Here is a 14,330-nt window from a genome sequence, read left to right as displayed (position 1 = left end):
GAACCCCATGGCACTGTGGAAGCCAGACCCGACGTTCTACGCCTCGCCCCGGGACGCGGTCTCCGCGCCGCCCGAGAAGCTGGCCTACGTCGCCGCGTTCGACCGCGCCGCCGAGAAGCCGGACGCGATCGCGGTGCTGGACGTCGACCCCGGCTCCTCGTCCTACGGCGACGTCGTCGGCTGGACCGACCTGCCCTACCTCGGCGACGAGCTGCACCACTTCGGCTGGAACGCGTGCAGCAGCGCCCTGTGCCCCTACGCGCCGCACCCGCACGTCGAGCGCCGCTACCTGATCGTGCCGGGCCTGCGCTCGTCGCGGGTCTATGTCATCGACACCAAGGAGAACCCGACCGCACCCGAGATCGTCAAGATCCTGGAGCCGGACGAGCTGGCCAAGCGCGCCGGGTACTCGCGCCCGCACACCGTCCACTGCGGGCCCGAGGGGCTGTACCTCACCGCTCTCGGCGGCGCGAACGGCGAGGACGGCCCGGGCGGCATCGCGCTGCTCGACCACACCTCCTTCGACGTCCTCGGCCGCTGGGAGGTCGACCGGGGCCCGCAGTACTTCGCCTACGACGCGTGGTGGCACATCGCCCACGACGTCCTCGTGACCTCCGAGTGGGGCACCCCCTCCATGATCGAGGACGGGGTCGTCGGCGAGCTGCTGCTCGGCCGCAAGTACGGGCACGCGCTGCACTTCTGGGACCTGCGCAAGCGCCGCCACGTCCAGACCGTCGACCTCGGCGACGAGCACCAGATGGCGCTGGAGCTGCGTCCCGCGCACGACCCCACCAAGCAGTACGGGTTCGTCGGCGTCGTCGTCAGCGTGGAGGACCTGTCGGCCTCCGTCTGGGCCTGGCACCGCGACGGCGACGGCTGGGCGGCCAAGAAGGTCATCACGATCCCCGCCGAGCCGGCCGACGCCGCCGCTCTGCCGCCCGTGATCGCGCCGTTCGGAGCCGTCCCGCCGCTGGTCACCGACATCGACCTGTCGGTGGACGACCGGTGGCTGTACGTCTCGTGCTGGGGCACCGGCGAGCTGAAGCGCTACGACGTCAGCGACCCCTTCAACCCGGTCGAGGCGGGCTCGGTGCGCCTCGGCGGCATCACCGGCCGCGCCGCGCACCCCGCCGCCCCCGACCTGCCGCTGTCCGGCGGCCCCCAGATGGTCGAGGTCAGCCGCGACGGCCGCCGCGTCTACGTCACCAACTCCCTCTACGGCGCCTGGGACGACCAGTTCTACCCCGACGGCGTCGGCGCCTGGATGGCCAAGCTCGACTCCGACCCGGGCGACGCCTCCGCGAACGGCTTCAAGCTCGACGAGCGGTTCTTCCCGCACGGCGAGGCGTTCCGCGGCCGCCGTCCCCACCAGACCCGCCTCCAGGGCGGCGACGCCTCCTCCGACTCCTACTGCTATCCGTGACCGACGGCTCGCTCGCGGCCCTCGTCGCGCTGGGCGCCTTCCACGGCCTCAACCCCGCGATGGGCTGGCTGTTCGCGGTGGCCCGCGGCCTCCAGGAGCGCAGCAGGTCGCTCGTCCTGCAGGCGCTCCCGGCGATCGCCGCGGGCCACGCCGCCTCGGTCGGCGCGGTCGCCGTCCTGGTCGCGCTGACCCGCTCGGTCGTCGCGACGCAGACGCTGGCGATCGGCGGCGGCGTCCTGCTCGTCGGCTTCGGCCTGTGGCGGCTGCTGTCGCAGCGCCACTTCCGCTGGGTCGGCATGCGGATCTCGCTGTGGCAGCTCGCCGGCTGGTCGTTCCTGATGTCGTCCGTGCACGGCGCGGGGCTGATGCTCCTGCCCGTCCTGACCTCCTCGGGGACGGCTCCGGCGGGCCACGACCACGGCCTGCACGCCTCGGGCAGCGCGCTGTCGACGGGCGTGTTCGTCACCGCCGTCCACACCCTCGCCATGTTCACGGTCGCGGGCGTCGTCGCGGTGGCCGTCTACGAGATCCTCGGCCTGGCGGTCCTGCGCCGCGCCTGGTTCAACCTGGACCGCCTCTGGGCCGCCGCCCTCATAGGCGCCGGCACGATAACCGTCCTGACCGCCCTCTGACCCCGTCAATACCGGGCGCGCCGCCCCACGGCCGCAAGGTCGATCTCGATGTCGAAAGGCACCGTGACCTTGAGGACGCCGCGATAGATCCCGGTCAGCGCGTAGACACCGGTGGCCGGATCGAGTTCGTAGACGTACGCGGCCGTCTCGCCGCCCTCGTTCTCCAGCCGCCAGAAGTGCCGGATCCCGGCCGCCGCGTACTTGCGCGGCTTGGTGTCCCGGTCACGGTCGACGGACTCCGGCGACACGGCCTCCGCCACCAGCACGACGTCCTCGGGAACGTAGTAGGTGGACGGCTCGTCCCGCTCGAACGCCTCGGCGGTCACGACCAGCACGTCCGGCTCCGGCACCTGCCGCGCGCCCAGCACGACGGCCATCCTCTGGACGGCCCGCAACGCGTCGCGAGCCTGCTTGTCCAGCTCGTTCTCGACCATCCGGAGGACGAAGGAATGCCATTTCTCCTGGGGGCCGACGAAGACGAGGCTCCCGTCGATGAGCTCCGTATGCCGGGGGGTGTCCATCCTCAGGAAGTCATCAGCGGTGAATCCACCCGGTGGAGGGATCAACCAGTCGGGAAGCTCATCCAGATCCATTCGGCTACCCTAAGCGATTCTCGCTGTACACATCGTGCACAACGGAAGACTCGGGTCAGGTGGGGTTGGGGGCTTCGCCTTGGGTTTGGAGGAGGGCTCGGAGTTCGGCCAACTGGTGGGCGGCGAGGGTCTTCTCGGCGCCGTTGATGCCCATGGCGCCGAAGGACGTGCCGTCGGCGAGGTCGAGGGTGGGCCAGGGCTCGCCCTCGCCCATCGTCACGTCGATCACCTCGGCCCATTCGAGGCGGCGGGTGCGGAAGGGGTTGACGACCGTGAGGCCCGCCTCGTCGGCCTGGACGCGGCAGCGGGCCAGCATGTGCAGGATCCAGCCGACGAACAGGCCGAACACGACCAGCAGGATCCGGTCGAACAGCTTGAACTGGGGCGCCACGACCACGGCGAGCACGATCATGCCGAGCACGATGATGCCCGCCGTGGCGTAGGCGACGATCCGGGTGACGCGGGGACGCCACACGGTCGGCAGGGCCGGGACGTCAGTCAACGATCTTCGAGATCGGGATTTCGAGGATGTCGTGGGCGCCGGCGGCCTTCAGCGCCGGGATCAGGGTGTTGACGCCGCGCTTGGCGACCACGGACTCCACCGCGCTGGAGTCGCCGCCCGCGAGGGAGGTGACGGTCGGCGAGGACATCGAGGGCATGATGTCGAGGACGGCGCGCAGGTCGCTCTGCGCCACGTTCAGCTTGAGCAGCACGTTGCCCCGGGCGCGGATCGCGCCCTGGAGCAGGAGCGCGACGTCCTCCATGGCGGCGCGCTTGGCCTCGTCCTCGTAGGCGGCGCGGTTGGCGACCAGCTCGGTGTAGCTGGTCAGCAGCGTGTCGAGGATGCGCAGGCCGTTCTTGCGCAGCGAGGACCCGGTCTCGGTGAGGTCGACGATCGCGTCGACGATGTCGGGCACCTTCGCCTCGGTCGCCCCGTAGGACGGGACGACCGTCGCCTTCACCCCGTGCCGGTCGAGGAAGCGGCGGGTCATCGCCGGGAACTCGGTGGAGATCCGCACGCCCTCCGGCAGGTCGGACACCTGGCGCCAGGGCGCGTCCTCGGGCACCGCCATGATCACCCGGACCGGGTCGGAGGTCGCCTTGGAATACTGGAGCTCGCCGAGGCTGACCACGTCGGAGTCGGTCTCGGTGATCCAGTCGCGGCCGGTGATGCCGAGGTCGAACAGGCCCTGTTCGAGGTAGGTCGGGATCTCCTGCGGGCGCAGGACCCGCACCCGGTCGATGCGGGGGTCGTCGATGGAGGCGCGGTAGTCGCGGTCCGAGGCGCGCCGGACGGTGAGGTCGGCGGCGTCGAACAGCGCCAGGGTCGCCTTCTCCAGCGAGCCCTTGGGCAGGACGAGTGACAGCACGGAAATGCCTTTCGGAAGGGAAGCGGTCGGAGACCCGGTCGTCTCAGGAGCCCGGTGGCGCGGGTCGGTCGGGGGCGCTCAGGCCCCCGTGCCCCGCCGTCAATGCTCCAGGACGTGCCCGGCGTGACCGTGATGCCGCAGACCTCTCAGGGTCAGTGCCGTGTCGAGTGCGGCCACGGTCGCCTCCCATCCCTTGTCCTCGTGGCTGTCGGGCAGCCCGCTGCGGTCCAGTGCCTGCTCAATGGTGTCACATGTGAGCACCCCGTTGCCCACCGGAGTCGCCTCGTCGAGCGCGACACGGGTCACACCGGAGGTGACGGAGTCGCAGACGTAGTCGAAATGGGCGGTCTGGCCCCGGACGACGGCGCCCAGGACGACGACGGCGTCGAGGTCGCGGGCGAGCTGCTGGGCGACGACGGGCAGCTCCAGCGCCCCGGCGACGCGGACCACGACGGGCTCGTCCACCCCGCACGCCTTGGCCGCCGCGAGGGCACGTTCCAGCAGCTGGTCGGTGATCTGGGCGTGCCAGCGGGTGCAGGCGACGCCGAGCGTGAGCCCGGCGGCCTCGACGGTGGCGTCCTCGGGGCGTCCGGCGCCGCTCATGTCAGTCCCTCGATCCGGTGTCCGAGACGGTCCCGCTTGACCGTCAGATAGCGCCGGTTGTGGTCGGTGACGACGACCGGCATGGCCTCGCGGCCCCGCACGTCCAGGCCGAACCCCTCCAGGCCCTTCAGCTTGGCCGGGTTGTTGGTGAGCACGCGGACGGAGCGTACGCCGAGGTCGCGCAGCATGTGGGCCGCGTTGGAGTACTCGCGCGCGTCGGCGGGCAGGCCCAGCTCCAGGTTGGCGTCGACGGTGTCGTGGCCCTCGTCCTGGAGTGCGTAGGCGCGGAGCTTGGCGAGCAGGCCGATGCCGCGCCCCTCGTGGCCGCGCAGGTACAGCACGACGCCGCGGCCCGCCGCCGCGATCCGCTCCATGGCCGCGTCGAGCTGGGGGCCGCAGTCGCAGCGCTCGGAGTGCAGGACGTCGCCGGTGAGGCATTCGGAGTGGGCGCGGACCAGGACGTCCTCGCCGCCCGCGACGTCGCCGAGGACGAGCGCGACGTGCTCGCCGCCGTCCACGGCGCTGGAGAAGCCGACGGCGCGCCACGTCCCGAACCGGTTCGGGACGCGGGTCTCCACGACGCGGGTGACCATGGCCTCGGTGCGCCTGCGGTACTCGGCGAGCCCCTCGATGGAGATCAGCTTCAGGCCGTGCTCCTTGGCGAACACCTGCAGCTCCGGCAGCCGCGCCATCGTGCCGTCGTCGTTGACGACCTCGGCGAGGACGCCCGCGGGGGCGAGCCCGGCCAGCCGCGCGAGGTCGACGGCCGCCTCGGTGTGGCCGCGGCGGCGCAGCACGCCGCCCTCGTGGTAGCGCAGCGGGAAGATGTGCCCGGGGCGGACCAGCTCGCGGGGCTCGGTCGCCGGGTCGCACAGCGTGCGGATCGTCCGGGCGCGGTCGGCGGCGGAGATGCCGGTGGTGACGCCGTCGCGCGCGTCCACGCTGATGGTGTAGGCGGTGCGCATGTGCTCGTTGTTCTGCGCCGTCATCAGGGGGATCTGGAGCCGGTCCAGGTCCGTGCCCGTCATCGGGACGCAGATCACGCCGCTGGTGTGCCGGATGGTGAACGTCAGCAGCTCCGGCGTCGCCTTGGCGGCGGCGAAGATGATGTCGCCCTCGTTCTCGCGGTCCTCGTCGTCGACCACCACGACGGGGCGTCCCGCCGCGATGTCGGCGACCGCCGCCTCGATGGAGTCGAAGATCCCGTCGTCGTTACCGCTCATCACGTGTCCCGCCTGTCCCGTCTTCTACCTGGTGGGCTGTCTGGTGGGCTGTCTGGTCGGCTGTCTGGTCGGCAGGGCCGCTCATGCGGTCACCGCCTCGTTGCGGGGGGTCCGGACGTCCCGGGACTCCCTGAGCCAGTTCCTGAACCCGGCGACCACCATCACGAAGAAGATCCCGTAGACGGCGCCGGAGACGTACAGCCCGGAGTTGAGGGCCAGCGGGACGCCGACGAGGTCGACGAGCACCCAGATGACCCAGAAGTCGACGAGGGCGCGGCTCTGCGCGAACGTCGCGACCGCGCTGCCGACGAAGATGTAGGCGTTCGCCCACGGGGACCAGGCGACCTTCAGCCAGTCCAGGTGGATGAACAGCTCGGCGACGACGACCGTCCCGACGGCGAGGGCGGCGAGGAGCACGGCGCGTTCGCGCGGGGTCGCCCGCCGGACGGCGAGGCCGCGCTCCCGGCGGCGGCCGCGGGTCCACATGGCCCAGCCGAAGACGGCGAGCACGCAGAACAGGAGCTGCTTGAGGGCGTTGCCGGGGACGTGCGCATGCAGGGACGCGGCGAGCAGGAGCAGCGCGCCCGCGAGCTGGACGGGCCACGTCCAGAGGGTCTTGCGCATGGCGAGCCACACGACGGCGAGGGACAGGACGTTGCCGATGAGGTCGGTCCACAGGATGTGCTCGCCGAACAGGGAGAAGTCCGCGTTGAGCCAGCTCATGTCGGATCACCGGCCAGTCTTTCGCCGACCGCCCTGTCGCCGATGAGGCGTTCGACGTACTTGGCGACGACGTCGGCTTCGAGGTTCACCGGGTCGCCGGGCTCCTTGCGGCCGAGCGTGGTGAGGGAGAGCGTGGTGGGGATGAGCGCGACGCTGAACCGGTCGGCCCCGGCCTCGACGACGGTGAGGCTGATGCCGTCCACCGTGATGGAGCCCTTGTCGACCAGGTAGCGGCTCAGGTGGGCGGGGAGGGAGATCGTGACGACGTCCCAGCGCTCGCCGGGCTCGCGGGAGATGATCTCGCCGACGCCGTCCACGTGGCCCTGGACGAGGTGGCCGCCGAGCCGGTCCGAGAGCCGGACGGGCCGCTCCAGGTTGACCCGGGAGCCCGCGCCGAGCGCGCCGAGGCTGGACCTGTCCAGCGTCTCCCTGATCGCGTCGGCGGTGAAGGTGTCGCCCCGGACGTCCACGACGGTGAGACAGACGCCGTTGACGGCGATCGACGCGCCGTGCACGGCGTCCCGCGTGACCAGCGGGCCGCGGATGGTGAGGACGGCCGAGTCGCCGTCGTGCTCGATCGCCACGATCTCGCCGAGTTCCTCGACGATGCCGGTGAACATCTCCCGGGCCTCCTAGGTAAGGCTCCGGGGGACGTGCGTGTGGCGGAACAGCGCCCCCATGCAGGGGCGTACCGCGCGCTGCCTCCCATCCGGACTTTCACCGTCGGTCCCGGAGTTCCACCGGGTCAACCGGCCGATGGCTTCGGCCGGGTCGCGGACTGTCACCGCCGGTTCGGAATTGCACCGACCCCGGAGCACGCTTACTGCTTGGCAACCAGTGTGCCACGCCGCACATTCCCGATCCGGTGTGAGGAACGCCACGGCCGCATGTGGTCGAACAAGCGCTCGCTTGTTCTGGGGTCCCGGCGCCGCTTTTCGGACGAGCCGATCCCGAGGCCGGCCTGTCCGCTTCGAGCATCCGCGCTGCTCGCCGCTTTCGGCGCGGGATAACGGTTGATCGTGACAGGAGCGGGGGCGACACTCGTCCAGAAATGCACGCCAAGGATTGGGGAGCCATGGCGAAGGTGTCATTGCCGCAGAAGGTCTTCGATGTCCTGGACTTCGGCACGCCGTCCGCGGAACGCGATATCGGCCGGGGGCTGGAGAAGTACTTCGTCGAGTCGCCCGCGTTCCACCGGGTGCGGTCCGGCTCGAAGACGGTTCTGATGGGCACCCGGGGGTCGGGGAAGAGCGCGATATTCCAGGTGCTCGCGAGACGGGAGCGCGCCGCGGGCTCCCACGTCATCGAGCTGTCCCCCGAGGACTACTCCTACGAGCTGCTCAGCTCGACGATGGCGGCGGAGAGCGCGGGCGCGTGGGCCAAGCACGGCGCCTACGCGGCGGCGTGGAAATACCTGATCTACGTTCTCGTCATGAAGGCCGTGGCGCGCAAGGGCATGCGACTCACCAAGGGCGGCGGCCGGGAGATCCACCACTACATCCGGGACAGCCACGGCGCCCAGGCGCTCGGCACCCTCTCACTATTGGTGTCCTATTTGAAAAGGCTCGAATCCATCAAGCTCGGGCCTATCGAGGCGGGCATACGGACCCGCGAGCTGGACCGGCTCTACAAACTGGAGGAGATACACAATCTGCTTCCCGCACTTCGGAAGGTGCTGGACGGCCAGCGGGTGGTCGTGCTCGTCGACGAGCTCGACCGGGGGTGGGACTCCTCCGAGGACGCGAAGGCGTTCGTGGCCGGGCTGTTCCAGGCGTGCATGTCGATCAACGGGCTGCACCCGAACCTGCGCGTGTACGTGTCGCTGCGGCAGGAGCTCTACGACGACATCCCCGCCCTGTACGAGGACGCGCAGAAGCACCGCGACCAGTTGGAGAAGATCTCCTGGACGGAGGAGTCGCTGCTGGAGATGATCGCCAGGCGGATCCGCTTCTCGGCGCACGAGAAGGGCTTCGACGTCGAGGCGCTGGAGCGCGCCGGGGACCGGGCGTGCTGGTCGGCGGTGTTCGCCGGGCCGCCGGGCGCGGCCCGGGACGCCGCCTTCGGCTACATGGTCGGCCGGACGCTGTACCGGCCGAGGGAGCTGATCCAGTTCTGCTCGGAGGCGCTGGAGCAGGCGCGGGGGCGCGGGTCGCGGCTGCCCGTCCCCTATTCGGCGATCGAGAGGTCGGAGTACGGCTACTCCGCCGAGCGGACCAAGGACATCGCCGCCGAGTACCGCTCCCAGTACCCGGGGCTGCTGAGCGTCTTCGAGGTGTTCCGCAGCCTCCCGCCGGTCCTCGACCGCGAGCGGCTGGAGATGCTCTGCCTCGAACTCGCCTGCGGGGACGTCCCCACGCACGGCACCGGGGCGTGGCTGCCGTTCTGCGACCCCGACGACCTCATCGAGATCCTGTGGCGGGCGGGGCTGCTGACCGCGCAGCCCACCGCCGACGGCCGGTTCCTCGGCAGCCACCAGGTCCACCACCTGAACCTGGCGGCGGCGCGGCGGTTCCGGGTCCACGAGATGTTCCACGCGTCCCTCGGGATCGCCGGTTAGGCGATGCGCAGGCCCCCCGGGGCGGACTTGACCCAGGTCATGTCCTTGATGATGTGGTGGGCCGAGGTCAGCTCCCCGGCGGGGTGGCTGGTGGTCACGGCCACGACCGTCGCCCCGGCGGCGCGTCCGGCGGCGACACCCGCGGGCGCGTCCTCGAAGACGAGGCAGCCGGACGGCTCCACGCCCAGGCGCTCGGCGGCCAGCAGGTAGCCGGACGGGTCGGGCTTGCCCAGCACGACGTCCTCGGCGGTGACGACGACGTCCGGCAGCGGGACCCCGGCCACACGGGTGCGGACGGCCACCTGCTCCCGGTCCATGGAGGTGACCATGGCCCAGGGCAGGCCGTCCAGGGACGCGAGGAGGTCGTGGACGCCGGGGAGCGCGGTGATGCCGTCGCTGCGCGCCGCTTCGAGCTCGTCGAGGCGCGCGGTGGCCGCGCCGACCTCCTCGGCCGGGAGGAAGTCGGCGACGCGGTCGCTGGTGCGGCGGCCGTGCGAGCCCGCGAGGTACTCGTCGGGGTCGATGCCGTACTCGGCGGCCCACTCGCGGGCCGCGCTCTCGATCAGCGGGGTGGAGTCGACGAGCGTGCCGTCCACGTCGAACAGCACGGCGCGGCAGGGCAGGATCACTCCCCGCCCCCCGCGGCCGCGGCCTGGGCGCGGAGCGCCCGGACGGCCTCGGCGGGGTCGTCGGCGCCGTAGACCGCGCTGCCCGCCACGAACACGTCGGCGCCCGCCTCGGCGCAGCGCTCGATCGTCTCCGCGCTGACGCCGCCGTCCACCTGGAGCCAGACGGGCAGGTCGCGGTCCTTGATGAGGGCGCGGGCGCGGCGGATCTTCGGCAGCACGACGTCCAGGAACCTCTGGCCGCCGAACCCGGGCTCGACGGTCATGAGCAGCAGCATGTCGATCTCGCCCAGCAGGTCTTCGAGGCCCTCGACGGGGGTCGCGGGGTTCACGCCCAGCCCGGCGCGCGCGCCCGCCGCGCGGATGGTGCGCAGCGTGCGGATGGGGGCCTTGGCCGCCTCGGCGTGGATGGTCACGCTGCCCGCCCCCGCCTCGGCGTACCGGGGGGCCCAGCGGTCGGGGTCCTCGATCATGAGGTGGCAGTCCAGCGGCAGGGCGCTGTGCTTGAGCAGCGCCTCGACGACCGGCAGGCCGAGGGTCAGGTTGGGCACGAAGTGGTTGTCCATGACGTCGACGTGGACCCAGTCGGCGGCGTCGGCGATGAGCGCGACGTCCTCGGCGAGGCGGGCGAAGTCGGCGGACAGGATGCTGGGTGAGATCTGCGGAGCCATGATGGGATGAGTCTATTGCCGCAGTTCCGCGAGCCCGTCACCCGGCCGCCCCGCGGGAGGGGCCGGGCGGCGCGCCAGGCCGAGCCGCACGAACGCCTCCGGCGCGCCCGCGGTCGCCCACAGCCCGAGCAGGGTCTGGACGGCGAACGCCTGGACGGGATGGGCGCCGAGCAGGTACCCGAGCGCGGAGAGGGCCAGGGCGCCCGCCACCCCCACCGGGAGGCGCGCCAGGCGCCGCCCGGGGGCCCCTCCGGCGTCGAACCAGCCCCGGGCCGACATCAGCGAGAGGCCCGCGAGGATCCCGCAGAGGCCGCCGGCGGCGGCGGCCACCTCGTTCAGCGTGATGGGACGGGTGCGGCCCCCGGCGGCGGCGATGGCGCGCGCCCACGCGTCCGGCCACCGCCAGTCGTGCAGCGCGTGGACGGCCGCCCAGGCCGCGCCGACCCCGACCAGGGACACCGCCAGGGCGAGCGCCATCTGCACCGCCAGGGGGCGGCGCGTCCACCAGGGGACGACCATGGGCTCCAGGCCGAGCGCGGCGACGAGCACGACGAGCCCGACGGCCCAGCCCGCGAGGACCTGGCCCGCCGAGTGCACGCCCAGGTACACGCGCGAGGCGCCGATGAGGGCGACGACGACGGCGGCACCGGCCCACAGCGGCCACCGCCGCGTGCGCGTCGCGAAGAAGCCCCACAGGATCACGGCGTTCTGCGAGTGCCCGGACGGCATCCCGAAGGAGACCCTGGACTCCCGTCCGACGATGCCGGGGTCGGTCCAGTACGGGCGGGGCGCGTGGAAGACCAGCTTCAGGACGGTGTTGAGCACCGACCCGAACGACAGGATGACCGTGGCCCGCGCCGCGAGGCGCGGGTCGACGCACCAGTACACCGCCGCGAGCAGCGGGATGGTGAACCCGGCGCTGCCGAAGTACGACATCACGTGCATGAAGGCGGTGAGCATGGGGTGCGGTGGGTACCTCCCGGTCAGTCCGTCCCGTCGGGATCGGCGCGGCGCAGCAGGGCGAGGAACATCGCGTCGGTGCCGTGGCGGTGCGGCCAGAACTGCGCGTAGGGGCCCTCCCCCAGGCCGGCGAGCTCCGGCGCGATCGCCGCCAGGACGGACGGCGCGTCCAGCCGCTCGACGCCGGCCCGCTTGCGGAGCACGTCGTCCACGACCACGCGCGTCTCGGCCAGGTGCGGCGAGCAGGTGACGTAGGCGACCACCCCGCCCGGACGGACGGCGTCCAAAGCCGACCCCAGCAGCGTGCGCTGGAGCGGGCCCAGCTCGGCGATCGCCTCGGGGCCGCGCCGCCAGCGCGCCTCGGGGCGGCGGCGCAGCGCGCCCAGGCCGGTGCAGGGGGCGTCGACCATGACGCGGTCGAACGCGCCGGGGCGCCACGCGGGCGCGGTGCCGTCGGCGACGACGACGCCGGTGCGCGCGTCCACGGCGCGGGCGACCAGCCCGGCGCGGTGCGGCTGGACGTCGGCGGCCAGGAGCCGCGCGCCGCGTCCGGCGGCGACGGCCGACAGCAGGCCCGCCTTGCCGCCGGGGCCCGCGCACAGGTCCGCCCAGCGGGCGTCGGGGCCGGAGAGCGGAGCCGCCGCCAGGGCCAGCGCGACCATCTGGCTCGCCTCGTCCTGCACGGCGGCGCGGCCCTCGCGGACGGCGGCGATGCCCGCCGGGTCGCCCTCGGGCAGGAGCGCCGCGTACGGGGAGTAGGAGGACGGCTCGGCCCCCTCGGCGCGCAGCTCGTCCACGGTGGCGCGCCCCGGGCGGGCGACGAGCGTGACCCGGGGGCGGGCGTTGTCGGCGGCCAGCAGCGCGTCGATCTCGGCGCGGTCGGGGCCCAGCGCGTCCCGCAGCGCGGACACGATCCACTTGGGGTGGCTGTGCGCGACCGACAGGCGGGTGGTGACGTCGGCGTCCGCGGGCGCGACGATCGCGAGCCAGGCGTCCAGGTCGCGGGTGGTGACCTTGCGCAGCACGGCGTTGGCGAACTTGGCCTGGCCGGGGCCCGACACCGACCGGGCGAGCTCCACGGCCGTCCCGACGGCGGCGTGCGGCGGGATGCGGGTGGCGAGGATCTGGTGCGCGCCGAGGCGGAGGACGTCCAGCAGCGGCGCGTCGATGCGGCGCAGCTCCCGGTCGCTGCACAGCGCGAGGACCGCGTCGTAGGTGCCGCGGCCGCGCAGCGTCCCGTAGGTGAGTTCGGTGGCGAGGGCGGCGTCGCGGCCGGTGAGGCCGCGGTCGCGCAGCCGCGCGGGCAGCAGCAGGTTCGCGTAGGCGTCGCGGGACTCGACCGCGCGGATGACGTCGAACGCGGTGCGGCGGACGAGGTCCTGCGGGCGGCCGGTCCGGCGGGGCCCGCCGGGCCTGCGGTTCCTGCCGTGGTCGGCTCGGCCGTTACGGGCGGGGGCCATCAGTGCAACGCGTCCTTGCCGATGAGGTTGACGCCGCGGACCCAGTCGGCGGCGGCCATGCGGCGCTTGCCCTGCGGCTGCACCTCGCCCAGCGCGACCGGATGCGTGGCCGTGCCGACCAGCACCTCCTTCTTGCCCGGGCGGATCTCGCCGGGGCTCAGCGCCTCGGCGTCCGGCGCGGGCCGGACGGGCCACAGCTTCACCCGGGTGTCGCGGAAGTTCGTCCACGCGCCGGGGGCGGGCGTGCACGCCCGGACCAGCCGGTCGATGTGCCGCGCCGGGGACCGCCAGTCGACGTGCCCGTCGTCGGGGTTCAGCTTGGCGGCGGTGGAGACGCCCTCCTCGGGCTGCGGGCGCGGCTCCAGCACGCCCGCCTCGATGCCGTTCATCGTGTCGAGCAGCAGCGTCGCGCCCGCGACGGCGAGCCGCCCCAGCAGGTCGCCGGTGGTGTCGTCGGGCCGGATGGGCTCGGTGAGGACGCCGTAGACGGGGCCGGTGTCCAGGCCCTCCTCGATCTCGAACGTCGCCGCGCCGGTCATGTCGTCGCCGTGCAGGATCGCGCGCTGCACCGGCGCCGCGCCGCGCCAGGCGGGCAGCAGCGAGAAGTGCAGGTTCACCCAGCCGTGCCGGGGGATGTCCAGCGCCTCGCGCGGCAGCAGCGCGCCGTAGGCGACGACCGGGCAGCAGTCGGGCGCGATCGCGCGCAGCCGGGCGAGGAACTCCGGGTCGCGCGCCTTGGCGGGCTTGAGCACCTCCACGCCCGCCTCGGCGGCGCGCTCGCCGACCGGGCTGGCCACCAGGCGGCGGCCGCGGCCCGCGGGCGCGTCGGGGCGGGTCACGACCGCGGCGATCTCGTGCGAGGAGGCCAGCAGCGCGTTCAGGGACGGGAGCGCCGTCTCGGGGGTGCCCGCGAAGACCAGCCTCACTCAGATCGCCTTCCCGAACGTGCGGTGCGGGGACTCCTTCACGACCGGCGCCGGGTCGCCGAACCACTCGGCCTCCCGGATCGCCTTCATGGCGGCCTTGCGCTGCTCGGGGTCCATCCGGTCGATGAAGATGATGCCGTCCAGGTGGTCGGTCTCGTGCTGGACGCAGCGCGCCAGCAGGTGCGTGCCCTCCAGCGTGATCGGCTCGCCGTGCATGTTGAAGCCCTTGGCCACCACGCCCACCGATCGGGGCGTGGGGAAGGCCAGGCCGGGCAGGGACAGGCAGCCCTCGTCGCCGGTCTCCTGCTCCTCGGTGAGGTCCAGGGTGGGGTTCACCACGTGCCCGAGCCGGTCGTCGACGTAGTAGGTGAAGACCCGCAGGCCCACGCCGAGCTGCGGCGCGGCCAGCCCGGCGCCGGGAGCGTCGATCATCGTGTCGGTGAGGTCCTTGACGAGGAGCCGCAGCTCCTTGTCGAAGTCCCGCACCGGCTCCGCGGGCGTGCGCAGCACGGGGTCGCCGAAGATGCGGATGGGCTTGACGGCCAACGAGGACTCCGTTTCCT

16 protein-coding genes and 1 riboswitch are annotated in these 14,330 nt (G+C 72.8%); of the genes, 3 read left to right on the top strand and 13 right to left on the bottom strand.

Going from position 1 to position 14,330, the window contains the following annotated elements:
- The first annotated feature begins 7 nt into the window (after positions 1 to 7).
- Both KLI87_RS16705 and KLI87_RS16700 read left to right on the top strand, forming a co-directional pair.
- Positions 8 to 1,423, top strand: a complete 1,416-nt coding sequence (locus tag KLI87_RS16705; protein ID WP_214617784.1) for a selenium-binding family protein — start codon at positions 8 to 10, stop codon at positions 1,421 to 1,423.
- Entirely contained in the window at positions 1,420 to 2,055 is a 636-nt protein-coding gene (locus KLI87_RS16700) for a hypothetical protein (RefSeq protein ID WP_214617783.1), read from the top strand. Before KLI87_RS16705 ends, KLI87_RS16700 begins: the two co-directional genes overlap by 4 nt.
- 5 nt (positions 2,056 to 2,060) lie before the next feature.
- On the opposite strand, the gene KLI87_RS16695 is transcribed toward KLI87_RS16700, so the two are convergent.
- From KLI87_RS16695 to KLI87_RS16665, 7 genes are all read right to left on the bottom strand, one after another.
- Positions 2,061 to 2,648 (bottom strand): Uma2 family endonuclease, encoded by a 588-nt coding sequence (locus KLI87_RS16695; protein ID WP_214617782.1) that lies wholly within the window; start codon positions 2,646 to 2,648, stop codon positions 2,061 to 2,063.
- 55 nt (positions 2,649 to 2,703) lie between these two features.
- A complete protein-coding gene (locus KLI87_RS16690; RefSeq protein ID WP_246251057.1) occupies positions 2,704 to 3,150 on the bottom strand; it encodes a PH domain-containing protein in 447 nt (148 codons plus the stop codon).
- Positions 3,143 to 4,018 (bottom strand): ATP phosphoribosyltransferase, encoded by an 876-nt coding sequence (gene hisG / locus KLI87_RS16685; protein WP_214617781.1) that lies wholly within the window; start codon positions 4,016 to 4,018, stop codon positions 3,143 to 3,145. The genes KLI87_RS16690 and hisG overlap by 8 nt, the downstream gene beginning before the upstream one ends.
- 99 nt (positions 4,019 to 4,117) lie before the next feature.
- Positions 4,118 to 4,621: a 6,7-dimethyl-8-ribityllumazine synthase gene (ribH, locus tag KLI87_RS16680; RefSeq protein ID WP_156220983.1), complete on the bottom strand. Its 504-nt coding sequence runs from the start codon at positions 4,619 to 4,621 to the stop codon at positions 4,118 to 4,120.
- A complete protein-coding gene (locus tag KLI87_RS16675) occupies positions 4,618 to 5,844 on the bottom strand; it encodes a bifunctional 3,4-dihydroxy-2-butanone-4-phosphate synthase/GTP cyclohydrolase II (protein WP_156220984.1) in 1,227 nt (408 codons plus the stop codon). The genes ribH and KLI87_RS16675 overlap by 4 nt, the downstream gene beginning before the upstream one ends.
- Before the next feature lie 81 nt (positions 5,845 to 5,925).
- Entirely contained in the window at positions 5,926 to 6,567 is a 642-nt protein-coding gene (gene pnuC, locus KLI87_RS16670) for a nicotinamide riboside transporter PnuC (protein WP_156220985.1), read from the bottom strand.
- Positions 6,564 to 7,187, bottom strand: a complete 624-nt coding sequence (locus tag KLI87_RS16665; RefSeq protein WP_156220986.1) for a riboflavin synthase — start codon at positions 7,185 to 7,187, stop codon at positions 6,564 to 6,566. The genes pnuC and KLI87_RS16665 overlap by 4 nt, the downstream gene beginning before the upstream one ends.
- A 71-nt stretch (positions 7,188 to 7,258) precedes the next feature.
- A riboswitch (FMN riboswitch) is annotated at positions 7,259 to 7,389 on the bottom strand.
- Between the two features lie 253 nt (positions 7,390 to 7,642).
- Between KLI87_RS16665 and KLI87_RS16660 the strand changes: the two genes are divergently transcribed.
- A complete protein-coding gene (locus tag KLI87_RS16660) occupies positions 7,643 to 9,124 on the top strand; it encodes a P-loop ATPase, Sll1717 family (RefSeq protein WP_214617780.1) in 1,482 nt (493 codons plus the stop codon).
- On the opposite strand, the gene KLI87_RS16655 is transcribed toward KLI87_RS16660, so the two are convergent.
- Genes KLI87_RS16655 through def form a run of 6 tightly spaced genes read right to left on the bottom strand, consistent with a single transcriptional unit; the run spans position 9,121 to position 14,313 of the window.
- The gene (locus KLI87_RS16655) at positions 9,121 to 9,753 is read right to left on the bottom strand and encodes an HAD-IA family hydrolase (protein WP_214617779.1); all 633 of its coding nucleotides are present in this window, start codon (positions 9,751 to 9,753) and stop codon (positions 9,121 to 9,123) included. The genes KLI87_RS16660 and KLI87_RS16655 overlap by 4 nt on opposite strands.
- Positions 9,750 to 10,421 carry a ribulose-phosphate 3-epimerase gene (gene rpe / locus KLI87_RS16650; protein WP_214617778.1) on the bottom strand — a complete coding sequence of 224 codons (672 nt, stop codon included), beginning with the start codon at positions 10,419 to 10,421 and terminating at the stop codon, positions 9,750 to 9,752. The genes KLI87_RS16655 and rpe overlap by 4 nt, the downstream gene beginning before the upstream one ends.
- A gap of 12 nt (positions 10,422 to 10,433) precedes the next feature.
- On the bottom strand, positions 10,434 to 11,381 hold the full coding sequence (locus KLI87_RS16645) for a phosphatase PAP2 family protein (protein ID WP_214617777.1): 948 nt from the start codon (positions 11,379 to 11,381) through the stop codon (positions 10,434 to 10,436).
- A 23-nt stretch (positions 11,382 to 11,404) separates the two neighbouring features.
- Positions 11,405 to 12,841, bottom strand: coding sequence for an RsmB/NOP family class I SAM-dependent RNA methyltransferase (locus tag KLI87_RS16640; protein ID WP_214617776.1), 1,437 nt, complete (start codon positions 12,839 to 12,841; stop codon positions 11,405 to 11,407).
- Positions 12,841 to 13,767: a methionyl-tRNA formyltransferase gene (gene fmt, locus KLI87_RS16635; protein ID WP_214617775.1), complete on the bottom strand. Its 927-nt coding sequence runs from the start codon at positions 13,765 to 13,767 to the stop codon at positions 12,841 to 12,843. The genes KLI87_RS16640 and fmt overlap by 1 nt, the downstream gene beginning before the upstream one ends.
- Positions 13,768 to 14,313 carry a peptide deformylase gene (gene def, locus KLI87_RS16630; protein ID WP_156220991.1) on the bottom strand — a complete coding sequence of 182 codons (546 nt, stop codon included), beginning with the start codon at positions 14,311 to 14,313 and terminating at the stop codon, positions 13,768 to 13,770.
- Positions 14,314 to 14,330: the final 17 nt, after the last annotated feature.

Origin of the sequence: Actinomadura sp. NEAU-AAG7 (genome assembly GCF_018603865.1) — a bacterium.
Lineage (GTDB): Bacteria > Actinomycetota > Actinomycetes > Streptosporangiales > Streptosporangiaceae > Spirillospora > Spirillospora litoris.
The sequence above is the reverse complement of the archived record's forward strand: the minus strand, read 5'-3'. Positions and strand labels throughout refer to the sequence as shown.

Excerpts from the sequence above, each read along its gene's own strand:
- KLI87_RS16645 (WP_214617777.1), bottom strand. The coding sequence starts at position 11,381 with ATGCTCACCGCCTTCATGCACGTGATGTCGTACTTCGGCAGCGCCGGG.
- KLI87_RS16675 (WP_156220984.1), bottom strand. The coding sequence starts at position 5,844 with ATGAGCGGTAACGACGACGGGATCTTCGACTCCATCGAGGCGGCGGTC.
- KLI87_RS16695 (WP_214617782.1), bottom strand. The coding sequence starts at position 2,648 with ATGGATCTGGATGAGCTTCCCGACTGGTTGATCCCTCCACCGGGTGGA.
- ribH (WP_156220983.1), bottom strand. The coding sequence starts at position 4,621 with ATGAGCGGCGCCGGACGCCCCGAGGACGCCACCGTCGAGGCCGCCGGG.
- KLI87_RS16640 (WP_214617776.1), bottom strand. The coding sequence starts at position 12,841 with ATGGCCCCCGCCCGTAACGGCCGAGCCGACCACGGCAGGAACCGCAGG.
- KLI87_RS16705 (WP_214617784.1), top strand. The coding sequence starts at position 8 with ATGGCACTGTGGAAGCCAGACCCGACGTTCTACGCCTCGCCCCGGGAC.
- rpe (WP_214617778.1), bottom strand. The coding sequence starts at position 10,421 with ATGGCTCCGCAGATCTCACCCAGCATCCTGTCCGCCGACTTCGCCCGC.
- KLI87_RS16660 (WP_214617780.1), top strand. The coding sequence starts at position 7,643 with ATGGCGAAGGTGTCATTGCCGCAGAAGGTCTTCGATGTCCTGGACTTC.
- KLI87_RS16665 (WP_156220986.1), bottom strand. The coding sequence starts at position 7,187 with ATGTTCACCGGCATCGTCGAGGAACTCGGCGAGATCGTGGCGATCGAG.
- pnuC (WP_156220985.1), bottom strand. The coding sequence starts at position 6,567 with ATGAGCTGGCTCAACGCGGACTTCTCCCTGTTCGGCGAGCACATCCTG.